General features: G+C 37.6%; 13 protein-coding genes. 5 read left to right on the forward strand and 8 right to left on the reverse strand.

All coding sequences use genetic code 11. From position 1 onward, the window contains the following. Positions 1–127: 127 nt before the first annotated feature. The 8 genes from AC2D6V_RS08700 to AC2D6V_RS08735 form a co-directional block, all read right to left on the reverse strand. The gene (locus tag AC2D6V_RS08700; protein ID WP_484647706.1) at positions 128–1,906 is read right to left on the reverse strand and encodes a T9SS type A sorting domain-containing protein; all 1,779 of its coding nucleotides are present in this window, start codon (positions 1,904–1,906) and stop codon (positions 128–130) included. Positions 1,907–2,225: 319 nt separating this feature from the next. After that, on the reverse strand, positions 2,226–6,335 hold the full coding sequence (locus AC2D6V_RS08705) for a hybrid sensor histidine kinase/response regulator transcription factor (RefSeq protein ID WP_484647707.1): 4,110 nt from the start codon (positions 6,333–6,335) through the stop codon (positions 2,226–2,228). A 423-nt stretch (positions 6,336–6,758) separates the two neighbouring features. Next, on the reverse strand, positions 6,759–8,558 hold the full coding sequence (locus AC2D6V_RS08710; protein ID WP_484647708.1) for a PA14 domain-containing protein: 1,800 nt from the start codon (positions 8,556–8,558) through the stop codon (positions 6,759–6,761). 43 nt (positions 8,559–8,601) lie between these two features. Next, complete coding sequence (locus AC2D6V_RS08715; protein WP_484647709.1) at positions 8,602–8,862, reverse strand: hypothetical protein; 261 nt, start codon at positions 8,860–8,862, stop codon at positions 8,602–8,604. A 246-nt stretch (positions 8,863–9,108) separates the two neighbouring features. Further along, entirely contained in the window at positions 9,109–11,571 is a 2,463-nt protein-coding gene (locus AC2D6V_RS08720) for a glycoside hydrolase family 2 protein (RefSeq protein ID WP_484647710.1), read from the reverse strand. A 75-nt stretch (positions 11,572–11,646) separates the two neighbouring features. Further along, positions 11,647–12,687, reverse strand: coding sequence for an alpha-L-fucosidase (locus AC2D6V_RS08725; RefSeq protein ID WP_484647711.1), 1,041 nt, complete (start codon positions 12,685–12,687; stop codon positions 11,647–11,649). A 75-nt stretch (positions 12,688–12,762) separates the two neighbouring features. Next, positions 12,763–14,679: a glycoside hydrolase family 71/99 protein gene (locus AC2D6V_RS08730; protein WP_484647712.1), complete on the reverse strand. Its 1,917-nt coding sequence runs from the start codon at positions 14,677–14,679 to the stop codon at positions 12,763–12,765. Between the two features lie 412 nt (positions 14,680–15,091). Next, positions 15,092–18,382, reverse strand: a complete 3,291-nt coding sequence (locus tag AC2D6V_RS08735) for a glycosyl hydrolase (protein ID WP_484647713.1) — start codon at positions 18,380–18,382, stop codon at positions 15,092–15,094. A 434-nt stretch (positions 18,383–18,816) separates the two neighbouring features. Between AC2D6V_RS08735 and AC2D6V_RS08740 the strand changes: the two genes are divergently transcribed. From AC2D6V_RS08740 to AC2D6V_RS08760, 5 genes are all read left to right on the forward strand, one after another. Further along, positions 18,817–19,581, forward strand: coding sequence for a flavin monoamine oxidase family protein (locus AC2D6V_RS08740; RefSeq protein ID WP_484647714.1), 765 nt, complete (start codon positions 18,817–18,819; stop codon positions 19,579–19,581). Between the two features lie 151 nt (positions 19,582–19,732). Next, positions 19,733–20,302, forward strand: a complete 570-nt coding sequence (locus tag AC2D6V_RS08745; RefSeq protein WP_484647715.1) for a Crp/Fnr family transcriptional regulator — start codon at positions 19,733–19,735, stop codon at positions 20,300–20,302. Positions 20,303–20,376: 74 nt separating this feature from the next. Beyond that, on the forward strand, positions 20,377–20,655 hold the full coding sequence (locus AC2D6V_RS08750; RefSeq protein WP_484647716.1) for an NAD(P)-binding protein: 279 nt from the start codon (positions 20,377–20,379) through the stop codon (positions 20,653–20,655). Between the two features lie 98 nt (positions 20,656–20,753). Further along, a complete protein-coding gene (locus tag AC2D6V_RS08755; protein ID WP_484647717.1) occupies positions 20,754–23,738 on the forward strand; it encodes a carboxypeptidase-like regulatory domain-containing protein in 2,985 nt (994 codons plus the stop codon). A 36-nt stretch (positions 23,739–23,774) separates the two neighbouring features. Then, on the forward strand, positions 23,775–25,508 hold the full coding sequence (locus tag AC2D6V_RS08760; protein WP_484647718.1) for a T9SS type A sorting domain-containing protein: 1,734 nt from the start codon (positions 23,775–23,777) through the stop codon (positions 25,506–25,508). Positions 25,509–25,619: the final 111 nt, after the last annotated feature.

Below are 25,619 nucleotides of genomic sequence, written 5' to 3' on the forward strand. Positions count from 1 at the left end.
TAATTACTTTTTATTGAAATATTTTTATATGGTAACAGGGGTGAATTCAATTCACCCCTGTTTTCCAAATACTATTATTGTTTCAGGAATATGTTACTTTGATAGATTCCCTATTCCCTCTGTGTTTTTAGAATAAAAACACTTTTTTTGTTTGGTTAATTCCATTACTACTTAAGCGAACAATATAAATTCCTGTTTTTATATGCGATAAATCGATACGGTTGCTACTGCTATTTTGATTCAATGTTCGACTTACTATTTTTCTACCTTGTATGTCAAAGATCTCCACGCTTGTTGCATCGTTTAAAACACCATTAATATACACTACTTTTTCTGAAGTTGTTGTGTAAATTTCTAATGCATCTTGCCTGTTTAGTTCATCTAGCCCTAAAGGTCCTGATTCACTCATGATTTTCATATTATAGATGTTTAATTGTGATCCTCTTGTAGCGAATGCAATTTTACCGGAAGCATCGACTTTCATTCCTGAAAAAGCCCCCATCACAACCATATTGGCATCGTACACAACTCCTGAAGAATAAACACCTTCGTTTAGACCTCCAAGATCTATTCTAACAAATGGAACGGTATTAATATATATATAAACCGATGTTTCGTAATCCTCAATTCTTAAAGTGTATTTATCTGTTAAGCTTGTAAGAGCTGCTGGTTTAGGCACTTCAATTCTCGCCGAACTTGTATAGTCAGCATTGGTAAACTGAACGATCATCGTATTATTATAGTCTCCTTCTTTAGGGTATAATGCAATACCTGTTCTATTCACTACACCACCCGTTGCAGGTTCCTGTGGATTCTCCTGGTTGTCATCAACATTTGCTCTAATAACTATTGGCGTGGCACAATAAGTTGCATCACCTGGAATAGCTTGAATTTCGCTTTCTACAACATAAGATGTCGTTTGTTTTTCATTCGCCACTATAATACGTCTATCTACCCACATAAGGTTTAAATAACCATTGGCAATAGCTGTCGCATCCATCGCCATAACTTGTTGCCACTGGTTGTCGAATGTAGTCTGATCCCATGCACCCCCAGTAAAATCCTGCTCGTAATCTGTTTCAAAAGTTGTTGTTGGACGTTCGTCCCATATCAATAACTCTGGAATAACAGCATTTGATGCTACGCTTGCCACACTCGTGCCTAAGGCATTCGTAGCAGTAACAGTAAACGTATATGATATACCATTGGTAAGTCCGCTTACCGAAATAGGACTTGTTGCGCTACTTGCTGTAATGCCACCCGGATTAGAAGTTGCCGTGTAGGAAGTAATTGGAGAACCGCCATCGGAAGCAGGTGCTGCAAATGATATAGTAGCCCCCTCATTCACGGGCAAAGCAGACACAGTTGTTGGTGCATCAGGAACTGATTCCACAATTTCGAACAATTCAATCTGGTCGATATGTATATGTGCATATCCCGTAGGGCTTGTTGCATTGTCAAAAATCTCTATGATGCCCTTCTGCCCTTTATAGGCGGTAATGTCCCAGACAACTTCGACCATCGCTCCGTTATGAGGTCCTGCTGCTGAATGCACCTCAACTCCGCCAACCGTCAGTTTTATACCTGTTACACCGGGATTGTTTCCTCCACCAATAAGGAAACGCATACGATTCGTTGTTAAATCAATCTCAGGAGATGTTAAGGTTCCTGTAAGATCTTCCATTGGATTTCCACCGTAACCAGCACAATGGCCTGCCAAACTGGTCAATGCTGAGTTTCCCTCAAACCCGGAGGTAATACCCGTACAGCTATATATCTCAAAGGCATTACCCGTCACTGTCCAATTACTTAAATCACCTTCGAAGTCTTCAATAACCGTTTGTGCCTTTAGCCCGAAAGCAATGGAAAACACAGCCATAAATAATAAGAGTCTATTTTGTTTCATATTCTTTAAATTTATAATTACTAATTAATTATTATACTTCTCGTTCTTCTATAAGATAACTCTAACAAAATTAGGCCTAAGGGCAGGATAAGCTGTTTTGAAATCCTTTAAAAAACTTTAGATATTCATTAAAAACAGGGTGAATACTTATTTTATACCATTAGTAGGAACTCATTTAGGATAGGAGGGATGTTTGATGAATACTACGAGTTTCATTCATTGCTGAATCCGAAAAGCCTTTATTTTCATTGGAGTCAGAGAGAAATAAGAATTGTAATTAAAAATAAAAAGTACGTTTTTAAGAAAACAAACATCAAAGTTACTTGCGGTTTATTTTTAAGAACTGGCTAGGTGAAATGCCTTTTTCTTTTTTAAAGGATGTGGAAAAATAGGACAGACTTTTAAAACCAAGCATTTCGCTGATTTCAGAAATTGTACTACTAGAATTTCCAAGGAGTTCAAGTGCTTTGTTTATTTTATATTTAATAATAAAAGCATTAGGGGTGCTACCTGTTACGGAAAGAAATTTATTGTGAAAAGATGATAGTCCCATATGCATTTCACTTGCAAGTAGTTTTACATTGAGATTTTCGTTGGCCATCTCTTTTCCAAGGATGTTTTCTACCCTCTCAACAAACTCCCTAAACTCATTGTTTATTTCACTTGTTTTTAAAGCCGGCGTCTTACCTTGACTGAAAATATGATTTAAGTTTTTACGGCGCACAAAATGTGCATCAACAACAGACAGTAGGTAATCTACATTAAAGGGTTTAGAAATGTACATATCTGCTCCTTTTTCAAAACCCTGTATTTGATCTCCGGTTTCGCTTTTTGCCGAGAGCAGTATGAAGTAGATGTGGTTTAGTAAATTGTTTTCTTTTATTTTTCCACATAATGTCATACCATCCATTTCGGGCATCATTACATCACTGATTATTAGGTCAGGCATTTCTTTTTCAATCAACTTGTAGCCTTCCAGACCGTTAAAAGCGGACACAACCTGATATTTATGCGATACTATTTTCACAATCAGATTACACAATTCCACATTGTCTTCGATCACTGCAATTTTATAATTCTCTTTAACAACCTCCTGTTTGGTGTCAGCGTTATTTTCATTGATGAACTTTTCTTGTGCTACAGTTGGGATCTGTATACCTGCCGTATCCTCAATCGTCTCTTCAACGATATCTTCGTGAGAAAACACACTTTTGTCAAGGGGTAAAATAAAGGAAAATGTGGCTCCTTCATTGGGTTTGCTTTTAACACGAATATCGCCTTTATGAATATTTATTAAGCGTTTGGTGAAATCGAGGCCTATTCCGGTACCTGAATAATCTGATTTTATGGAGTCGTAGTCGGTCTGCTTGTAGCGTTCAAATATGGTCTGAATATCTTTTTCATCAATCCCTTTTCCGGTATCTGTTATACGTATCTCCATGTATCCTTTTTCGGAAACGGGGAAGTCGTATGCTTTCAAATCCAGATAATCTGTCAGCGCCTCATTTTTACTCCGTTCGCATAGTGTTATTGTAATGGAGTCATTCTGCTCTGTGTTTTTCAGGGCATTAGAAATAAGGTTGGCTACTATTTTTTCTACTTTATCATCGTCGAAGTAGAATCTGCCACTTTCAACAGCTGTTCTATCATCAATGACGAGATTTGTTTTTTTGATATCGGCAAAATAAGAAAACTCCTTGTAGGTTTGTTGCAAAACATTTTTGAGTGACATTTCTTTCAAGCGCAATTTCAGCGTGTCGGTTTCCATTTCGCGAAAGAGCAGTAACTGATTTATTAGCTTAAGCAAACGATCTACATTTAGGCGTAAACTATCGAATAGCTCCTTTGATTTCTTTGAAGGATTGAACTGCTTATGGATCATATAAACCATCGCTGAAATAACAGTAAGCGGTGTTCTTAGCTCATGTGAGATATTGGTAAAAAACTGGTATTTCATCTGGTTTATTTCCTGTTCTCTTTGTCGCTCTGCTTGGGCTACTTCTAGGTCTTTCCGGTAGAGTTTGGCTTTTAGTGTCAGCCTAAATGCGGTTACAATAATAGCAAGCACAACAACAATATAGAATAAAATAGCCCATACAGTGAGCCAGGGAGCCTGTTTAACTTTTATTTTAAGTGTAGCCGTATTAGACCAATTTGATTCTGCGTCTCTGGCTCTAACTTTAAAGGTATAGTCGCCCGGATTAAGGTTAGAAAAAACAGCCCGTGTACTTTTATCAACGTTCCGCCATTCATTATCGTAACCGTCAAGTAGGTATGCATATTTTTCTTTCTGAACAACATCAAAATTAAACGCCACATAATCTATACTAAAAGAGCGTTGCAAATGTGATAATGTGACAGACGATGTATAAGGGAGACTCTGTTCCAGTACCCCATGTTCATCGCCCGCTAAAACAGGTTTGTAATTTATATTGAGCGATCTCAATATAATACGAGGTGCACTGTTGTGTGTTGATAAAATTTCCTTGGGTTTGAAATGTGTAATACCCTTGTTGCCTCCAAAAAATAATGTTCCGTCAGGCTGTTTGTAAACCGATTTTTGATGGAATTGTTGATTATTTACACCTTCATCCTGAAAATAATTAATAAAGGTGTTCTTTTTGTCGAAACAAGACAGGCCATAAGAGGTGCTAAGCCATAGGTTGCCCATATCATCTTCTTCAATCCCAACAACATCATTACTTGGTAAACCGTTGCTTTTATTAAAAATGCTTACTTCTTTAGTTTTTAAATCAAAGGAAAATAAGCCCCATCTGAAATTGCCAATCCAAAGAATGCTATCGGAATCAACGAAAGTTGTAATAAATTCTTTTTCTAACCATGCCTGTGGAGGAGTCTCAGGCATAATTTCCCTAATATTTTTGGTTTGGGGACTGTAAATAAAAATTCCTTTTTCATAGGTGCATATTAATAATTCTTCCTTATTCAATGGTATTATTTGCTGGGTATGGTACCCCGCCACTTTTAATTCCTCTAACAATTGTCCCTTAAGATCATACACCAATATGGAAGGTCTAGAGCAAATATAAATGTTCCCATTGAATTCCGTCATTGAAATCATTTCACCATAATTGGCAGGGATTTCCAGCGTTTTGAATTCTTCGCTTATCGGATTAAATGTTTGTACTACGCCAGTCTGGCCCAACCATAATAGACCCTTTGAGTCTAAAAGAGAGGATGTAATAAGGTTGTTTTTTAAGTTTGAATTGCTTGCATTGTAATTTGTGGTAATCAATGTTTTTGGGTCTGCTTTGATAAGTCCCTCGTACCTACTCCCTAAATAAAATATTCCGGTGCTATCAGATGTTATACAATTTGTAAACTTATCCTTACTTATTCTATTAAAATATTTGTTAGGATTAAACAACTTGCGTTTACTATAGAGTACCTGAAGCCCTTCATTAAAAGTGCCCAACCAAATATTATGATCCCTATCGATATATGCTGTTTCAAAATTATTTGTTGTTAATTTAGTATTGTCATCGGCCACAACATTTTCAAAATTATTATTTTGGGTATGATATATATACAGTCCATTGTCCCATGTGCCTATCCAGACTTCGTCTTGTTTGTGAACAACAAAACTAATGACCCTTTCTTTTAATGCGAATAATAGTTTCTTGTATTTTATGTTGTCGATAATTCTCTTATGCTGATAATCATATAATAGCAACCCTTTTTTTGTTCCTATCCACAATATATCACCAATCTGCTTTATATCAGTTATGTCGGCTAACTCATCAGATGGTCTATTTTTGAAAATAGTGTGGTGTTGAAAACTATCTTCTGTCGGATTGTACAATAACAAACCTTTTCTGTCTGATTGCACACACCAAATTCCATTTAAAGAATTGGAAAAAAGTTGATCGATTTTAATGCTATCTGAAAATTGTTTAACAGCCTCTAGTTTAAGTTTTTTTGTGTTTAAGCGCAAAAGACGGTTGCGTTCTCTGATGGTGTAAAAATCATTTTTCCACATAGTAGCACCATGCCATACGTAATTACTATCAGGTATCTGTCTCAGGGTTTCTTTGTATAAATCGTAATAGTGTAGCCCTTTTATTGTGGAAACGACCACGCCATTTGATGTCGGGTATAAACCCTTTATGTCATCGTGTGAGAGTTGATTTTTGTCGCTAGAAGAGAAAAAGAAATGCCCCATGTTTTCTCCATCATAACGATTAAGACCACGTGCCGTCCCCGCCCAAATATACCCTAATCTATCTTGACAAATACTGCTCACCTGCAAATTAGAAAGACCTTCCTTTATGGATATGTTTTCGAATACATAGGCATTATTTGCCTGAGTCATGTCCTGACTTATTGCACTATTAGTCCATGCTATAATTACTAATAACAGCATGGTTGTTTTTTGAATGTATTTACTACTTGAGTTTACTATTCTCATGTTTACGATTAGCTTACGAAACGGGAATAGTTCAGGAATTAATTTCGCGGACTATTTTCAACCTTGCACAAATATAAATAAAAGACATTGAACTATTTTAAAAGAAAAGAGTCTGATTTTTTAATTATTGAATTCTGTTGTTTTCTATTATTTGTAAATAGAATTGTACACTTTGCGCGTATCAATTCACCTCAAATCACTTCTCAAGTACCCAAATATTTCGGTATAGCAAACGGTTGATATGATCTTGCAATCCAATACTAACTTTTACACAGGACGTTATTAGGGTAACAAGTGCAAAGAGTAGAATTTTTTTAGGTTTATTTTTTTCTGAGGTTTATATATAATACAGTTGACCTGACAGAAAGCACTATTCCCGCTCCTGATGGTTATCAGGAGCAGCGGGATTTTGATAAATATTTTTTATTTAATAATTAATTTTTGTCTAAATACTTCTTGATTATATTCAATATTTATAAGGTACATTCCAGATTTCCAGTCGCTAATATTCAACTCATTAACTCCAGTTCTCGCTTTCAGTTGATATACTTTTTGACCGAGCAGATTAAATATTTCGATTTTTGATTGTTCAGCTGTTTCGATATATAGCTTGTTATTGGCTGGGTTAGGATAGATTTGCACTAGTGATTTGGCAAATTCCGAATCCCCTATTGACAATCCCTCGCCCGGGAACAATTGACTTTGAGGAATTACTTCCTTTACCTGACTGGCACTTTCCCATTCAAGTTTAATACCTCCATCTCCCGAATAATTAGCGTATTCTATTTTAATAGGCACTTTTTGGTTTGCTGTCAAGTTGATCGTTATTTCATTTGTTTGAGGGGCTGCTGAATATGACCAGGCATCTACAATCAATTCCTCATTTACCCAAAGTTTGCTCATATGGTTGGCAGTCAAACTAAGTGTATATGCTTCTGTAAAGTGAGGTTCGAGTTCTCCTTCCCATCGGGCATTCCAAAACGTACCTCTAGTTCCACATCCCGGTGATTCATCTGCGTTCCAATCATGGTTTACCATCGGATCAACCTCGCTACAGAAAGTTTCTGTGAACCAATTTCGTCCCCCGATATCGCCATTATAAAAAGTACGGTATAGACCAGTTCCATCATCAGGATAAACAACATCTTTTTCGGTGAAAACGATTTTATCAATATGCAAGCCTCCAGTGACATTCTCAGCCATTAGTTTAAAAACCTGAGTTCCTGTTTTTATTCTGACATCCGTTTCTAAAACCGACCAGTCGTTTTCTGTTCCGGTTTTGGCCAAGGAAAGCGTTGAAATTTTTTCATTATCCATCAGCAATGAGATGCTCTGATTATCTCCATCGGCCGAATAATGTATCTCAGCTGTATATAGCCCGGTGGCATTTACATTTACTGTATATTCTAACCATTCGTTATTATAAATGTCCGTAATATAATACGCATTGGTGGTCTTTTCTTTTATGTCAACAGATTCATCTGTTCGATATGCACCTCCGCTATTGCCCATAACTGCATCGGCATAAGCGATACCCGCGCTTCCGTTGTCAAAATCTTCCAACTCAACAGTTCCGGGTATATTCAATTCCTTGTAGGGCGATTGTTCGGTAATTACAATATCAGAGCTGCTGTAATTGTAGTTAAAACGGCGGTCGGGAGCAGATTCTCCATCGGTAAAAAATGCAGTTATATCATTAAGGTGTTGTGGATTGTCTGCCCAATGAAAATAAATTTCAGGAGTATTTTCTGTCATATTCAGGGCAGAGCGCGGGATACTGATTTCCATCTCATTCTGATTAACAATATATGCCCCTGTTCCTAAAACTTCCCATGCGGCTCCATCCCATGTTTTAACAGTCGTTTCACTTTCGGAATTTACGGAATGGTTAATTACAAAATCGTAACCTTCCCAGCCTGTTGATTTATTTCTGTCGGCATCAATGAACAGTAGCATCCAGTTGGGATCGGTGTAGGCTGTTAGATTATCCAATGTTTTAACATAGAAATAAATGTTATTGTTGTCGTAGATGCTTCTGGATTCTATAATGTCATTACGTCCGGTGGTGTTGGTATAAGTTACCGTAGGGTCGTATCCGGCGAAATTGCGGTGCATTATATCACCAACCGGGTCTTTAAATACAGGGGTGACATCAGTCCATTCGGCAAAATCTCCGTCAACGGTAATTGTTTTTCCGTCTGATATTGCATCCGGGGCTACCATACCTTTATACTTTCGGATGTTTGAAACCAGCTGGTAATAGTAGTTATCTGTATACCCCCCCCTTTATTGGTGCAATATCTCTACTAAATTCTGGAGAAAGAACATCGACAAACCAAGTATTGCCCACAGCCATTGGTCTTCCGGCATAAGAACCGCCATACCCAATTTGGAGTTCTTCTGTCCATATAAAACGTTGTGCCAGCCACTCATTCCATTGAGTTACCATCACAACTTCCGGATCTAATTGAAATACTCTACTCCACTGCTCTTTAAAATGTTTACCCTCTGATGTTACTTCTGTCATATAATCTTCATCAACTGCCACATGGAACTCGCCAGAATAGTCATTGACTTCGTCGATCTCACGATTCTCGTGTGTGAGAACCTTATTCTCATGGCTCGTTTCATTTGTCGAAAAAGTTTAATAATCGCAGACCTGACAGGTCTGCGATTATTGTTTGAATATCAGCACTATTGCGTAAGCAACTATAAATTGCACTTAGGGACTGTCCCGAATTAAGCTGACTATTTCTCAACAGCTCCTTAGTGCTTAATTTGTTATATTTATATTTGCAGATGATATTCCGTCTGTTTTACATGCCACATTAATTTTTCCTGTTCCTGTTGGGCGTATGGTTATAAGTAAACGCCCTTGATGAGCTTTACGGACATTCTGTTTATACAGTTCATGGCTAAATTGATCTCCGGAATCCAATCCAATCAGTTCACCTGCTCCACTGACCTCAACAGTTATTTCGTTGTCAGCAAAGGGGTGTCTTATCCCTTTTTTATCCTGTACCTCAAGTGTTAAAAAGATTAGACTGTCTTCTAGATTTGTTGTTGATTTTCGTTCATTTTTTAATGATAACTGTTTGGGTTCACCGGCAGTTTTTAAAGTATGGCTTGCCACAGTTTTTTTCTGTTTATAGGCTTTTGCTGTCAGTTCCCCTTTTTTATAATTTACAGTATAAATTGCCTGATAAGTGTCGGGGTTTACTGTTTTTACGCCAAGGCTTTTGCCATTTTGAAACAGCTCCACTTTTTGGGTATTACTGTAAACAAAAACCGTATCTACATCGCCGGGATTAAAATTCCAGTGCGAAGCCACATTGTAGCAACGCCATTTAAAAGTATCTTTTTCTTTCAGGTTTACTGCAATGTGTACCATGGGCTTTTCAGACCAGAAAGCCTGCCAATAGTAGTACATCGTTTTTTCGAAGGAAGCAATATCTATCAGTCCCCATTCCCATCCACGGCGAGGCCAGTTCAGCGATTCTCCCAAATAGTCGATACCGACCCATAGGAACAGGCCTACAACATAGGGATTGTCGCGTACTGCCAACCAGTTTTCAAGTGTTTCGTAATTTTCTGCACCCAACAAAATGCGGTCAGGATAGCGGGCGTGTTCCTCCCTGTAATGTTCTTTGAAATAACGGTCGGGATAGTTGTAACCGGCAATGTCCATACTATCAAGTAAACCGCTTGAATTGGCCCAGGGTGCCCAATCGCATGTCGCGGTAACCATCCGGGTATCATCTTCCTCTTTAGCCCAGTTTATCAACTTTCTCAATGTTTGCACACCATCGGCATACCGTTGGTCAGGTATCTCATTACCCACCGAATACATAAAAACGGAGCTATGGTTACGGTCGCGTTTTATCATGTCTTTTAAATCAGTTTCAGCCCACTGATTAAAGAATTTATGGTAAGTATTGGTCATTTTACCAGCCGGGTCTTCCGACCAGCCAAATTGCCAGGTATTGTTCCACTCATCGAAGGCTTCAGTCATCAAATAAAAGCCCATTTCATCGCAAACATCAATAAACACAGGGTCAACTGGACCGTGTGTGCGGATGGAATTACAGCCCATTTCTTTCAGTTTTTCAAACCTGTAACGCCAAACGTCTTTGGGTACCGCTGTTCCAAACGAACCTGCACCTTTATGCAAGCAAAGCCCTTTAACGATAACCTTCTCGCCGTTTACCAACATACCCTGCTTGCTATTGAACTCAATGGTTCTAATACCAACTTTCTGCTGTTCTGTATCAATTAGTTCGCCTTCAATCCATAATTGAAGTTCCAGTGTGTATAGATAAGGACTTTTATCCGACCAAAGCATTGGGTTTTTCACTTCAAATTCCAGAGAAGATTTTATTGAAGTATAATCACTAAGCTCTCTGCTATCTGTGCTTGTATTTACAATCTTCCCATCTTTATCTTTTAAAAGAACTTTTATCTCTGTATCCTTAATCACTTTTTTCCAGTCTTCGGGAAAACGCTGAAACTTAATGCCCATACTTTCGGGGTAATTGTTAGAGATAATTTCACAATCGACCTTTAACCGGGCAACACCATCACTAATTGAGGCGGTGCGAAAAAACGTGGCAAAAGACTTAAAGTGCTGTTGTTCTGTGATAAAAAGATGAACGTTTCTGTTAATGCCGGAACCGGTGTACCAACGGCTGTTATTCAACAGGGAGTTATCTGCTTTTACGGCAATTACATTGGTGCCACCATTATATTTTAAATGAGGGGTTAAATCATATTCAAAAGTACTGAATCCATAAGGTCGGTTACCAAGATACACACCATTCACATAGACCGAAGAGTTCATGTACACTCCATCGAAACGGATTTTTATTCGTTTCCCTTCAGACCCTTTGGGCAACACAAAAGTTTTGCGATAACAACCTATACCTGTCGGGAGATAAGCTCCGGAACTGGCACTGGGATTATCTTTCGAAAATTGACCTTCAACAGACCAGTCATGCGGAACATCCAAAACACGCCAGTCTGTATCATCAAACTCAGGAACATAGAACCCGGGGATTTCACCTAAATAAAAATGCCAGTCAGCATTAAAATTCAGGTGCATATCCATTACCTGTCCTGTTTTTACTCCAGCCTTGGTATTTTCACTGTTCTCTTCCCGAAAAACATTTTCATCGACCTGTGTGTATGCAACAGCATACATAAATACGCAAATAATAATTAAATTAATCTTTTTATACATTTTGTTCTGTTTTTATTTTTATACATTTTGTTAGGCACTGGGCTTTCTCCATTTTTCAAATACCTTGTATTTTTATTACTCCTTTAACATTTTGCCAACCTCCAATAAAATATCGACTGAGGCTTTGGGGATCTTCCCATTTCCATCAGGTCCCACATTTAGTAAAAGATTGCCGCCTTTGTGATTGATATCTATAAGTTTATCATATACAGTTTGCGCATCCTTCCAGTTTTTGTCACTTTCTTTATAGCCCCATGAATTATTCATGGTGTAGCAAGCCTCCCATACATACTCCACCTTATTTTCAAGGTGAAACTGTTCGGGAGTTCCAAAATCCATTTTAAAACCCATCTCTCTCTTTGCTACTCTGTTATTTATTATAATTTCTGGCTTTAGTTCTCTGATATAATTGTACAAGTCGATGCCCGAAGCCATGTCCCACCATTGTACCCAATCTGCATCAAACCATATGAGTTCTGTGTCGTAATTCTCTATGAGTTCTTTAATCTGGTTTTTCATGTAGGTAATATACTGCTGTTTCTTACCGGTTTTCATTCGAATATTAGCCCAGCGCTCTTGCCCTGAATTGTCTAAGTTTCTTTCCTGAGACGGGTGATGCCAATCGATAATGCTGTAATATGTGCCAAAGTGGATGTCATACTTGCTGCAGGCATCTGCCAGCTCTTTTAAAATATCACGTTTAAAAGGTGTGTTTGCTATGTCGAAATTGGTGTACTTACTATCCCATAAACAAAATCCTTCGTGATGCTTTGCTGTAACAACAAGATATTTCATTCCTGCTTTTTTTGCTGTTGAAACAATAAGATCGGCATCAAAATCAGTGGGGTTGAACGTATGTGTTAACATAGCATATTCTTGTGAGGTAATATCTGCATGGGCTTGTATCCATTCGGCATAATTTTCAACAATGTCCCCTTGCCAGACTCCCCCAAGTTGACTGTACAGGCCAAAATGTATAAACATACCGTATTTAGCATCGGTAAACCATTTCATGCGCTGGACAATATCTTCATTTGATTCTTCAAGATAGTTCTTCTGACAATTTGCTATGGTTGTACTAAATAACAGTACAAAAACCAGTAATATGTTTTTCATTTTTTCATTTTTAAGTGTTTTATTTAAGTGTTTCCAATTCTTTTATTAAATATAGTTTCAATCTTGTAGTTTGCTTCATTTCCAAATACAACGGTAGTTAAACCTTCGATTAGGTGCCGTATCGCCTCCGGTACAGAATGCTATAGGATCGCTCAGAGCAGCAGGATTATCGCTCCATTTAAAATCGAATGTGAATTGATTTTCGGTAAGTCCCAGTTGCTCGCGAGAGATATTGAGTTCTAAGCGATTTCCCTTATAAGCGTACTCTACAGTGCTATGCGTTATCCATTTGTTCTCATTCTCATCATATCGCATCAGCACTGTATTCTCTTTGTCAACAACTTCTTTATTCACCAAATAATCGTAACCAAACCACCCCGTTTCGGGGTTATTATCGGCATCAATGAACAGGAGCATCCAGTTTTCATCCTGGTGTGAAGTTAAATCCTGATTGGTTTCGGCATAGAAGGCTATGTCTTTTTTGCTTACTGCTACCTTGCTGGCAATTATATCATTTCTTCCTGAGTTATCGGTATAATGCAATCCTCCATATCCGGGATGATCCCGGTGAAACACGTCTCCTTTGGTGTCACGATATTCTACTTCAATCTTATTCCACTCTTCAAATTCTCCATCAATTTTAACCTTTTGGTATCCATGATTAACAGGGATTGGGCGTACTCCTTTGTAACGACGGATATTTTGCGCCATTTGCATATAATAATTGTCGGTATAGCCTCCTTTTCCAGGATGAATCCCTCTGTTGAATTCAGCATTGTACTGATCCACAAAAACAAAGTCATTTTCTCTTCCAAGCCAGTGCATGGTATGTTGGGTAGTATCGCGCGTAATTCCTCCTTCACCATTGGGAAAATATTTACCAGCCGTCCATTCGTTCCAGTCGTTGATGTACAAAAATTCGGGATCGGCTTCAATGGCCTCATCCCAACGTTCTTGAAAATAGATACCATAGTCTTCAGGATGCTCCACGGTTTTTCCTAACCAAGGAACATACGTTGGTTCGGGCATGTCATATGCATTCAATGCTGGCTGACCATTTTGTCGAGACCACGACTTTCCTACACCAATACCGCCATCACCCATGGTAACCGGGTGTTGGGCTGCCGTTACTGCGGCCTGTTCCCGCTTTCCTTTATGTGTAGAAAGCAAGGATTCGATAGGCAATGATTTTACTTTATCGTCATCGAGATTGTAGCCAAAACTCCAGTTGTCTTCTGTTCCCACAAAACGTTCTCCGCCCCATTCATAATAACCCCACCACATGGTGCGTTGCGTAAAAAACTGTTTTACTTCTTTGGTATAGTCCAAATAGAATTCCGCAGTATAATCTGGGTCTTTATAGTGAAGATGTGTTGGATCTGTTTTTGCTAGAGGATCGTAATTTGGGTTGGGGTGTTGTTTGGTACCTTTTTGATTGGCATCCAATTCAGGATTTCCGTTATAGAGTATAAGCGGTTTGTCATCCCAATAGAACCATAGGTCTGGATATTTTTCTTCTTTGTAGATCTTTTCGTATAACTCCTGAACCACCGTAATGACTGGTCCATTAAATGCCCAAAAACAGAATTTCGGAACCTTATTCCCTTCTGCTTTCATTTGTTGCATGGTTTTAAAAGTAACTTCCCACTCATCCCAGTAACGAACTGCATTGGTAACATCAAATATGATGACATCTACACCTGCATCGGCCAACATGGACATGTCCTTTCTGATTACATATGCATCCTGACTCAGAAAATAGCCCATTTCAGGTTCTCCCCAATGATACATCTTATCCTTCCATAATTCATGATGAGCATCGAATCTAGCTGATGGGTCTTTTTTTAGAATTTCAGTAACATTTGCGGTATAGGGTGCTGCTAATTTTGCATTGTCTTGGGTATGCCAAGTAATGTAAAATATGCCAGTTATTCTCCGCTGATTTTTTTTTAGTGAACCTACTTCTTCAAAAGAGGGCATGGTGCGTCCCAAGGCATCTGAACCAACCCAAGTGTCGGTATAGATATCGCGGAAACCAGTTGTCTCTTCTTGATTTTTAGCAATATTGTTTTGAGCCTGTATATTGCAGGTAATGCTTAATACAGCCAGTAGTAGGAATAGTATGTTTGATTTATTAATAGTCAATTTAATGTCTAGTTTAGCTTGAATACTCATAATTTTTATCCGGCTCTCTATACGTATTATCAGCGCATAAATCTTCCGTTCATACGATCGGCCATTGCTGTATTATATATAATACAGATGAGTGTATAGAAAGTACTATGTGACTGCTGTTTTATTTAAAAATTATCTCCAAGAATACACTTACTGCATAAAACTTTTCATCATCTACCGTAAATAATAAGAATTAGGCCCTTTTTACGCATACTTCTAATGTTTTATACTATTCTTGACTAGAAATTCTAACCGGCCCAAACAATCCAGAAGCTTGCAAAGGACTTTCGGCATTATAGGGAAGATGTGGTGCCCATGTTTGGCGTTCTTCCACAGGCAATTTCATGTCACCTATAACGCGATTTACCCAGGTATTCACTACTTCAATTTTAACTATGTTTTTACCTTTTTTTACAAAATCGGTGATATCCAAACGATACGGTGCTGTCCACACACCACCTACATAGTTGCCATTTATGGACACTTTAGCCATGGCGGTTAATGCACCTAGGTCAATAGTGATCTTTTCGTTTTTAGTGCGTTCATCGATTTGGAAAGTGTTGTTGTAAAAAGCAGTTCCTGAATAATGCTTAATGCGTTCATCAGTTGAAATAGACCAATCGGACAGCGTTTCAAAAACCACAGGTTTTTCGGGGCCTCTTTGTGTAGCATCGAAATTGACGGTCCAGGGTGTGTTGAAATTGCTTATTAATTCAGCCTTTGGATAATTGGATTCCAGTCTTGTTGTTTCTGCTTTGCCAGCTTGTTTACTGAATACCACAAATACACTTTCGTTTGGTGCGAACTTTAGTGGTACTGCAGTAATTTCTCCTTTTTGTTCGTATGCTGGAAGATCACGGAAATAACCTGTTGTCGCTTCCCACAATTCAGGTTGTTTTCCTGTAACTCTGAATTCTGGAGTAATAATTTGCTCCTCATTTGTTTGATTCGTCAGAAAGTAGATGTCCTGATTACCTAAGGTACGGTGACCGTAATGGACTAGATTGTCATTTGGTAATTTACAATCGGGCGCAACATTAATCAAAGCCAAGGCCTCAGTCATATCCATTCCATTTAGGATACTTCCTTTTCCGTATTTGCGTGATTTCATGTTTACGCCATCTACATCACCCCATAACTCGGAAGCCATTTCCTGAACTTGTTGATCTGCTAGAGGCTGGTTTTGTAAACTTGGGGATCGCTTAGGTGCGGGCCCTAAAACAACCATGCCTTCATTGACCAATTTTTTGATTTTCGCCAATAATTCAGGACGCATGGTTTCCATTTTAGGCAGCACCATCATTTTGTATTGTGTGCCATGTGGCAAGGTGATCAAACCATTCTCAACGGTCATGTCTCTTTCAATGACTTCGGCATTCATATAATCGAACTGATAACCTACAGGAAGCGCCGGATCTGTTACACCAGTCATTTTAGGGGTGTCTTCGCCAATAAAATAACAAACATCTGCTACATTCAATCCTTGCTGTAGCATGTAATTGGTACGCTTTAGATATTGAGTATACACGTCCAATTGTGAGAACCAGGTGTTTTTGCGGTTAAAAGGATTTCCAAAACCTGCATTTATACCCGGATTTTTATCTTCATAAGGTTGGTGTATGTATACATGTAATAAGGTGGCGTTGATGCCTTCGGCAAAAAAGCGGTCGCCACGTTGCTTGATCATTGCTGGATAACGACTAAAGGCGCGTCCACCACAGGTATTTGATTCTGCCCATATTTTTGATTTTCCATAAATATGTCCGCAAGAAGTAGCAGCCCGGTTTTCAATATCGCCTAAAGTACCTTCACTCCAGAATTCCCCACCTATTTCATCCGATTGGCCTCCATACATCAGAAATTCTCCGGGGAATCCCCAGTGTCCGTAGTTTTCTAACCAAGTGGTCAATCCGTTTTCATGACTGATGTCTCTTAAGCCGCCCACATAGTCATAGGCGATTTTGGTGGCTACTAAGCGACGCATGTCCCATAAAAAGCGATCGGAAGCTTGTTGACTATTGACTACCATACCCTGGTAAACTGGAAGATAGGGGAGTGCATCATAACCATAAACCTCTTTGAATTGATCCAAAAAACCATCTGTAAAATTTTGTCCTCCTTGTTCGTAGCTGTCCTGAACCACCACTTTAAAGCATTTTCTGTCTGCTGCTGGAATTCGTCTTAATATTTCACCCATATGCCCATCGAAATGCAAGGCAGCGTGTTCTTTACTCATTTTATCTACTTCGAATCCTGTTGCTTCAGGAGAAGCAGGCGAGTTTTTTGTTCCTGTTGGGGTCATACCTGTTCGAATGATGATCCAATCTCCTTCGGGTACCTGCCAGTTAAGCGTACCATCGGCCGCCATGAATTGGCTAATGTCCATTATTTTTTCTGGGTCTATTAGAAAGTCTTTGTCGTGCACTTCATCCTGTTGTGCCCACTGGTAATCAGACCAGCTTGGCAATGGGGTATGATACATTTTTGCAAAGGTCTTTTCTGCATAATTTTCAAGACGTGGTGCAGTCATTAGTTTTATATCTACCAATCCGCTATTCGTATTGGCTTGAGGAAAAGACCAACCAGTTGGGGTTGCATCTTTAAAGATCAAACGGAAGCTTTTGGCTGTAACAGCAGGGAAAGAAATCAACAAAGGAGCATAGGCTTTAAATCCAACACTTATATTGTCATTGACACGATTAAATGTAAAGTCTTTGACTGTGATATACTTACCATGTAAGTCTTTTGCTTGTAATTGCACATTGCTGTATATTGAGTTATTTGTGCTTTTCAAAGAGAGACTACGAGCGGTAAATGCTTTGTTTGCTTCAAAGTTAATAGTAAAAGTATCTCCATCGGGAAATGCCACACCAGTTGTGGTGTCGCTATCGGTAAGCGATTTTATATTGTCAATTTGAGGAGAAGTACTTATGCTTGCGTTTTTGTGAGACAACACCAAATTATTGTCTTTTGGTGCCGGATAAGCCAATACTTTTACATCCTGAAACAGTTCAATGGGTTTTTCTAATTTTTGAAAGAACTGTGCAGGTCCTTTTACTTTTGTTTCAGAAGCCGTAAGATAACGCATTGCATTGGCTGCTTTTACCCAAGGCCCACCCGATTGACTCCAACCTGGGGAATTAAAAATTCCGATTTCTATATTTAATTCCGTGGCTGTTTTTAGTGCGAGATGGAGAATTTCCCACCACTCTTCGCTGAGCATTTTTACTTTGCCATAAGCCACATCATTCAGACCAATATTTCCAATAAAAGCCCGGTTGATGCCCGCTTTTTTCATGGCATGAAGATCCTTTACCACACCGTCTTTCGAGATGTTGTCTGAAATCCAGTACCAGTAAACCGCAGTTTGTACGGAGTCAGCAGGATTGACAAAACCTTGAGCAAGTGTTTCTCTTGAAATTGGAGTCTGGATTCCTTGGGTTTGGCTATTGCAAGCAGCAAGTATGATGGCCAGCCCAAGTAAATAGAAATACGGACTGAAAAGTTTATTAATTTTCATTTAAATTGTTTTCTTCGAAATATATTAGCAAATTAAATAAATACTCGCAAAGATTGTGTCCTGTACTGTCATGCTTTTATTAAAAATCTCTGCACACTATACTAAATTCTGAAAAAGCAACTTGTGTTTTTATTATAATTGTGTTTTTATTATAATATTAACACCTTTACAACTTTTAAAAAGTACCGCAAGCAAAAAATTCGAGAATATTTTTAGTTGTTTTTGCAGGTCTATTAAAAAAAGACACTACTCTTGCTGACTTCCCTATTGATATAGGTGCAGAATGGATTCACAGTAATCCAAGAGTTCTAAATGTACTCAAAGGAAAAACTGGAGATCAAATCGATGAAGAATTAGTACCTTACAAACTTGTAAGTGCTGCAATATGGAATGGTAAAAAACTAAAGCCAGTATCTAAATTCACTAGAAATTTCATGTACAGTTTCATGCCTGAATCCAAATTCAAAAACTCGACTTGGTATGATTTTGTAAATGACAATATTGCCAAAGATGTTACCCAAAATATAGTTTATAACTCAGTTGTAAAATCCATCGACTATTCTGGAGAAAAGGTTGTAATAATAACATCAGATGGTAAAACCTATGAGGCAGACAAAGTTCTAGTTACAGTTTCTATAGGCGTATTGAAATCAAATAATATTTCCTTTACTCCTGAGTTAAACTCTGAAAAAAAGAAGGCAATTGAATCCATCACCTTCAACACAGGATTTAAAATCGCCCTTAAATTCTCTGAAAAATTCTATCCTGATGCTATTAACTGCAAGGTAAAAAGTGGAGAAAAGGTCTTCTATGACATCGCACTCGGGAAAAATACTGAAACCAATGTATTAGGATTTTTGTGCGCAGGAGATGAAACAGAGAATTATTATGCCTTAAATTCAGAACAAGATATTATCAACCAATTAATTAAAGAATTAGACCAAATGTTTGATGGCAAAGCATCTCAAACTTACATGAATGAATATATCTATGAAAATTGGGGCCAATATGAATTTACTCAAGGTACTTGGACTCAGGCTTTTCAAGAAAAAAAATCTACTCTAAAGGTTCTTAATCAACCTTTAGATAACAAGGTTTATTTTGCCGGAGAAATTAATGACCCGTATAAGCAAATGGGAGTGCCAGGAGCCATACTGTCTGGGTATTATTCTATCGACAAATTATTAACTGATGAATAAATAACTGGCTACAACAAGGCATAAAAGCAATAGCGGTTCAGGTGTAAACTTGAACCGTTTTTTGTTTTAATTCAATATCTTGCAATCCGAAAGGAAAGTAGTATAAATACGCTACTGCTCTTATACTAAACGTTGTAGCCAATAACAATAAATGAAATATTCAGAGATTGAAAAAGTAGTAAAACATCACTTCCCCAGCTTAAATGGAGATTCTCTGAATTCTGTCACTTATCATTCTTCTTTTTTGAAATCCACCAAAGGCACTCAATTAATATCGGAAGGAAAAACACATAACTATTTTTACATCCTTCTGAAAGGAGCTGTTAAATCATATTACTCAAAAGATTCAAAAGAAGTTTGTACTTGGTTTGCATTCGAAGACGAAGCTGTTGCAACGATGTCAACTTTTGAAGGTTTCCCTTCAAAAGAAACAATTGAATTACTAGAAGACTCCAGTTTTATCAGATTCAATATTAAACAAATAAAAGAATTGTCAAAGTCAGACCTCTTAATCATACATTTATTGAATGCCCTCACCATTGAGCATACATTATGTATTGAAGAGCGTCTCTACCAACTAAAATTTATGACAAGCCAAGAAAGGTACAATGCACTAATTGATGATTCACCAGAAATATTGCAAAGGGTTTCTCTTACTGATATTGCTTCGTATTTAGGAGTAAGTAGAGAAACTTTAAGCCGAATAAGAGGGAAAAAGTAGTTTGTGACATATGTCAAATGATTTCAATTAAGACTCACTTACATTTACCCAAACAAATGTTATTAATTAAAAACATGGGTAAACAAAATTTACAAGCAGCATTCTTTCTTCTAGCAATATCTATTACCATCACAAGTTGCGTTAATTGGGCAGCAAGAGCAGAAGAAAAACTACCAGAACAAACGGCCATAGATAAGACATATAATTATAATGGTAAAGTAATTATTATAGGAGCTGGAGCATCGGGGTTAGCTGCCGCAAAAATACTTGAGCAGAACAATATTGATTACACAATACTAGAAGCTACCAATAGATATGGAGGCCGATTGAAAAAATGGAGTATTACAGGATAGTGCAGGATAGTATATTTTAAAATGCTTGATATCTTTGGCACAGTAGATTGAATAATAATATTTAAAGAAGCTTTTAACATTAACAAACTAACAAATTAATGAAATATTACTACCTAACATTTTTAACACTTTTTTTATCAGCCATGGCTTTTGGACAAGAATTACAGGTTAAAGGGCAGATAATAGACGAAAATGGAGCCCCTTTACCCTTTGTGAGTGTTTTAGTTAAAGGAACCACGACGGGAACTGCAGCTGATTTTGATGGAAAATTTTCTTTAAGTGTTTCTGAAAAAAATGCCATACTGGTTTTTACCTATATAGGCTATGCGGCTCAAGAAATAAACATAAATGGTAAAAAGGTTATCAATGTTACAATGATACCAGATTTAAGCCAATTAGACGCAGTTGTTTTAACCTTACAGGCAAAAGGGCAAAAAAAGGCTATTCAAGAGCAGTTAAACTCTAACACCATAAAAAATGTAGTCGCTGCAGATAGATTACAGGAAAACCCTGATGCGAACTCAGTGGAAGCGATTGGTCGTCTTCCAGGTGTTTCTGTAACAAGATCAGGAGGAGAAGGAAATGGACTCGTAGTACGTGGACTTGCACCAAAATACACAGCAGTTACCTTAAATGGTGTTAAAATGGCGGCAACTGGAGGTAATGGTCGTGAAACAAATATATCTGGGGTTTCACAATATGCCTTACAAGGTGCAGAAGTATATAAGTCACTTACCGCAGATATGGAAGCTAATTCTGTTGCAGGTACTATCAACCTTAAATTACGTGAAACTAGAAAAGGGCTACATGGTAATATAATGGCTACTGGCGGTTATAACGATTTGAACAAAGAATATAGTAATTATAAGTATCAAGCAGAAATAGGAAATCGATTCTTTAAAGATAAACTTGGTGCTTTTATTTCTTTAAGTACAGAAAGTGCTAACAGAAGTACACAAACCATGGGTGCAGCTATTGGCTATGAAGCTGATGCCGCTAACCAAGGGAATTTAGATTTTTTTGCAAGACGTACAGCTCTTAACTTAGTTAATCGGACTAACAAGAGACAATCTGTAATGTTATCTCTTGATTATAAACTAGATTCCATCACAAAATTTGGATATTATGTTTTGTATAACAAATCTAATCGTTTAGGAGATTCACAGTCAAAAAGCTATACTTCAGTAGGAGCGGGTGCTATTAATTACAATTTTAGTTATAATACGACTAGAGTGAATGAAATATTTCAAACGGCACTAAACGGAGAGTCCGATTGGGGGGGCTTAAAGTTAGATTATGGGGTGTCGATTTCTTCTGGAAAAGTCAATGATCCAAATTCAAGAACATGGGGGTATGATGCTCCAAATGCAGCAGAATTAGTAAAGGAGGGTGTTGTGTTTGACCAACCTTTTAGAAAAGATTTACGTCCAACAGAGATACCACTTTTGTATAATGATAATAATCAAAATATTGATACCTTTTTATTAAATAGTTTAGGTAAATCATCTGAGTTTATGACGGATAAAAATTTGGATACCTACCTAAATTTAACGATTCCATTTAACTTAGGTAATGATATTAAAGCCAGTGTTAAAACAGGATACGCTTACCGCAAGAAAGATAGATTACGAGATGTTACCTCAGGTGTTGTAAATGCTCAATCAAACCAATTTTTTAGGGCTGATGTAGCTGCAGATGAGAACCTTCCTTGGATCGTTCAAGATCCAATTACAGAACAAATTACTGCTGAAGGCATGCAAAGCGGTAGGGTAGATGACTTTTTAAACGGGAGTTATAATTTTGGATCTACGTTTAATTTTGATCGTTTAAATCAAATAACGGATTCATGGGTAAATACTTCAAATTTCTGGTATGATCAGGGTCAAGAAGTTTGGTCTGAATTTTACCCTAAAGAAAAGTTAGGTTTTAGTCAGAATATTGCATCTTCAGCATTAAATGATCAAGATATAGTAGAAACCTACCATGCAGGATATGTGATGGCAGAGTTTAATGTAGGCGATTGGCTTATGTTCTTGCCAGGTGTACGGTATGAAAAAACAAATACGTCTATGAAGGGGTTTTTGGCGTTTCAACCCACGCTTCCTGGTCCTGTCAACGATCCACTTCCTGGAAGAGATTCAACTGCCACAAGAGCAAATGATTTTATATTACCCATGGTTCATTTGCGTATAAGTCCAACAAAATGGTTTTACACCCATTTGGCCTATACAGAAACGTTAAGCCGCCCTCTTTTTAGTCAAATATCTCCAAGTTCTTATACAAATACAGGTTTTCAACCTTTTTCATATCAATCGCAATCTCCAGATTTAGAAGTAGAACAATGGAAAAATTTTGATGCACAATTCACTTTTCATGATCGAAAACTAGGGTTGTTATCCATCAGTGGCTTTTATAAAAATGTGAATAATCAAATTTGGAATAGGTCGTTTACAAGAATACAAGGGGATCCTATAATAGATCCTTTTCCAGATGCATCACAAGTTAATGTGAGTCGTCCGGAAAACCATCCTAATGAAATCACATTGCAAGGTTTTGAACTCGATTTGCAAGCTTCTTTTGGGTATCTCTCAAATTTCTTAAGGTATTTTACTGTATCGGCTAATTATACCTATACTGAATCAAAAACCTTTTTTCCTGTATCAAGAATAGAAGACATTGTTATAGAAGATCCTAATGGAGGGAGACCTACTGTTGAAACTGTACGTATTGATTCTTTAATTTCTGGCCCGATGCTTTTGCAACCAAAACACGTTATTAATACATCGCTTGGTTTTAATAGAAAAGGCTTAAATGTTTGGCTGTCATTCCAATTTAATGGAGGCATTCTAGAATCTACCCATCCACAATTTCCAGAGCAGGATATTCTTAAAAGGGAATTTTATAGATGGGACTTACAAATATCTCAAAAACTATTTGGGAAGTTCAAAGGTTTCCAAATAATAGGAAATTTTGCAAACCTAAACGATATTATTGAAACTAAATCATATAGAGGGGATCAACGCCCCCTGTCTGCAGAAAATTATGGGTGGACAGCAGATCTAGGGTTTCGCTACTCATTTTAAACATTCATTTTAATTTTTAACTAAAACTATATAAGTATGAAAACAATTACCAAATTTTTATTATTTGTAACTTTTGTTGCAATAACAACGGCAAATGCACAAGAAGTGCTTATTGTAGATCCGGGTATTGGAACCTTGAATACCGCCATTAACACCTACGGAGGCGATAGAATCTATCAATTAAAAGCCGGAGCGTTTTATCAACTTAACGCAACCATAGAGAATAGCGGCTATCATTTACAAATTATTGGTGAAGAACCAGTTGGTGGTGCTGCTCCAGCACAATTGCAAACAGGCGCTAATGGCGGTGCTGTTTTTCCACAGATGTTTAATGCCATTGGAGATATTACCCTTAAAAATGTGTATATCATCAATGCTGATTTTTCTGGTAACATACCACCTACTTTCATGGCTGTGTCTGGTGAGGCTGCAAACGTTGTGATAGACAATTGTGTGTTATACCCAGTTTCGTCGGGTACTGGGTTTAGGATATATCAATCCAATGCGAGCGTGCATTTCACTAATAATTTAGCGGTTAATTGCGGAAATCAACTCAGTCCAAACGACGGACACTTCTTTACAACAGAAGAAGCTCCAACAGGAGATGGAATGAAAGAATTGATTGTAGAAAACAACACATTCGTAGCTGCTCCAACAGGAATGTATGCCGCAGGTTTTACTAAAGCAAAAGATGGATTGGTTAAATGGGATCACAATACTTGGGTTATGCAAAAAAGTCAGTTTGACTGGAATCTTTGGGAAGACACTTGGATTTTTACCAATAATATTATTTTCGATGGCCAAACACAACCATGGTCGCAAGCATGGCAGCCAATGCCAGGTGGAGATGCAAATGCTCCAAAACCGGGATTGATCTATGCTGATAGGCTGATACCAGGGGAGACCTTACCTTCATCAAGAGTGCAATATGCACAATATAACTTGCATTATAGAAATCCTGGTTTCTATACATTGCTTGATGAATTGAATGTAATTCAAGAGGCTGATGGTGTTCCTCCATTAACTTATATGCCTTTATTATGGGATTCAACATATGATGAAACGAATCCAGAATTAACTATGAGATCTAGAGAAACGATTTTATTTGCAGATAAAACCAATTACCCTAACTTTAAATTTGGAAATGAAACTAAAGATCTAGATCCACAATTCGTAGATGCTAAGATTTATGAGCACTCAGACAGGTATGTTCAATGGACCAATCCAGCAACTCAAATTCATGCTATGGGTAAAGATGTAGGTGGTTTTCCTCCTGTAACCGAATGGGCACAATGGCACTGGTATCCAGATAACGGTGATAAACCATGGGAAACGTTAGTATGGCCTGTATTTAACGGAGTGTATACCAATGCAGAAATGCTTACGGCTTCTTTAGAAGGCCTACCTATGGGAGATTTGAACTGGTACCCGGCAGAAAAAGCGCTTTATGTACAACACAAAGCGGCTATAGAAGCGCACGTAGCAGCAGGTAATACTGATAGAATTGATCTTTCTTCTTTGAGTGTTGAAGACTTAACAAAATTTGGATTTAGTTATGCTCCAAACCCAGTAAATGATAGAATAAATTTATCTGCAACCAATGTAATTAAAAACATAGGTGTTTATAACTTATTAGGACAAGAGGTTTTGAGAACATCTGTAAACAGTATTAAATATTCTGTAGATATGTCTAGCCTTAAGGGCGGTATATATTTAGTTAAAGTGGCTATTGATGATAATGTGGGAACTTTTAAAATTGTAAAGCAATAGTTATTATTTCTAATTAATCTATATTTTTCACGGTGTTAATAGTAGGTATTAACACCGTGAAAGTTTAAAACTCAGGATTTATTTTAATCTTGGGTTTTTTTGATTAAATAT

The organism is Algibacter sp. YIN40 (genome assembly GCF_057219435.1).

Coding starts and splice junctions, on each gene's coding strand:
- AC2D6V_RS08745 (WP_484647715.1), top strand. CDS start 19,733: ATGAAATATTCAGAGATTGAAAAAGTAGTAAAACATCACTTCCCCAGC.
- AC2D6V_RS08715 (WP_484647709.1), bottom strand. CDS start 8,862: ATGACAGAAGTAACATCAGAGGGTAAACATTTTAAAGAGCAGTGGAGT.
- AC2D6V_RS08760 (WP_484647718.1), top strand. CDS start 23,775: ATGAAAACAATTACCAAATTTTTATTATTTGTAACTTTTGTTGCAATA.
- AC2D6V_RS08720 (WP_484647710.1), bottom strand. CDS start 11,571: ATGTATAAAAAGATTAATTTAATTATTATTTGCGTATTTATGTATGCT.
- AC2D6V_RS08710 (WP_484647708.1), bottom strand. CDS start 8,558: ATGGTAGCCCCGGATGCAATATCAGACGGAAAAACAATTACCGTTGAC.
- AC2D6V_RS08755 (WP_484647717.1), top strand. CDS start 20,754: ATGAAATATTACTACCTAACATTTTTAACACTTTTTTTATCAGCCATG.
- AC2D6V_RS08740 (WP_484647714.1), top strand. CDS start 18,817: ATGTACAGTTTCATGCCTGAATCCAAATTCAAAAACTCGACTTGGTAT.
- AC2D6V_RS08735 (WP_484647713.1), bottom strand. CDS start 18,382: ATGAAAATTAATAAACTTTTCAGTCCGTATTTCTATTTACTTGGGCTG.
- AC2D6V_RS08725 (WP_484647711.1), bottom strand. CDS start 12,687: ATGAAAAACATATTACTGGTTTTTGTACTGTTATTTAGTACAACCATA.
- AC2D6V_RS08705 (WP_484647707.1), bottom strand. CDS start 6,335: ATGAGAATAGTAAACTCAAGTAGTAAATACATTCAAAAAACAACCATG.
- AC2D6V_RS08750 (WP_484647716.1), top strand. CDS start 20,377: ATGGGTAAACAAAATTTACAAGCAGCATTCTTTCTTCTAGCAATATCT.
- AC2D6V_RS08700 (WP_484647706.1), bottom strand. CDS start 1,906: ATGAAACAAAATAGACTCTTATTATTTATGGCTGTGTTTTCCATTGCT.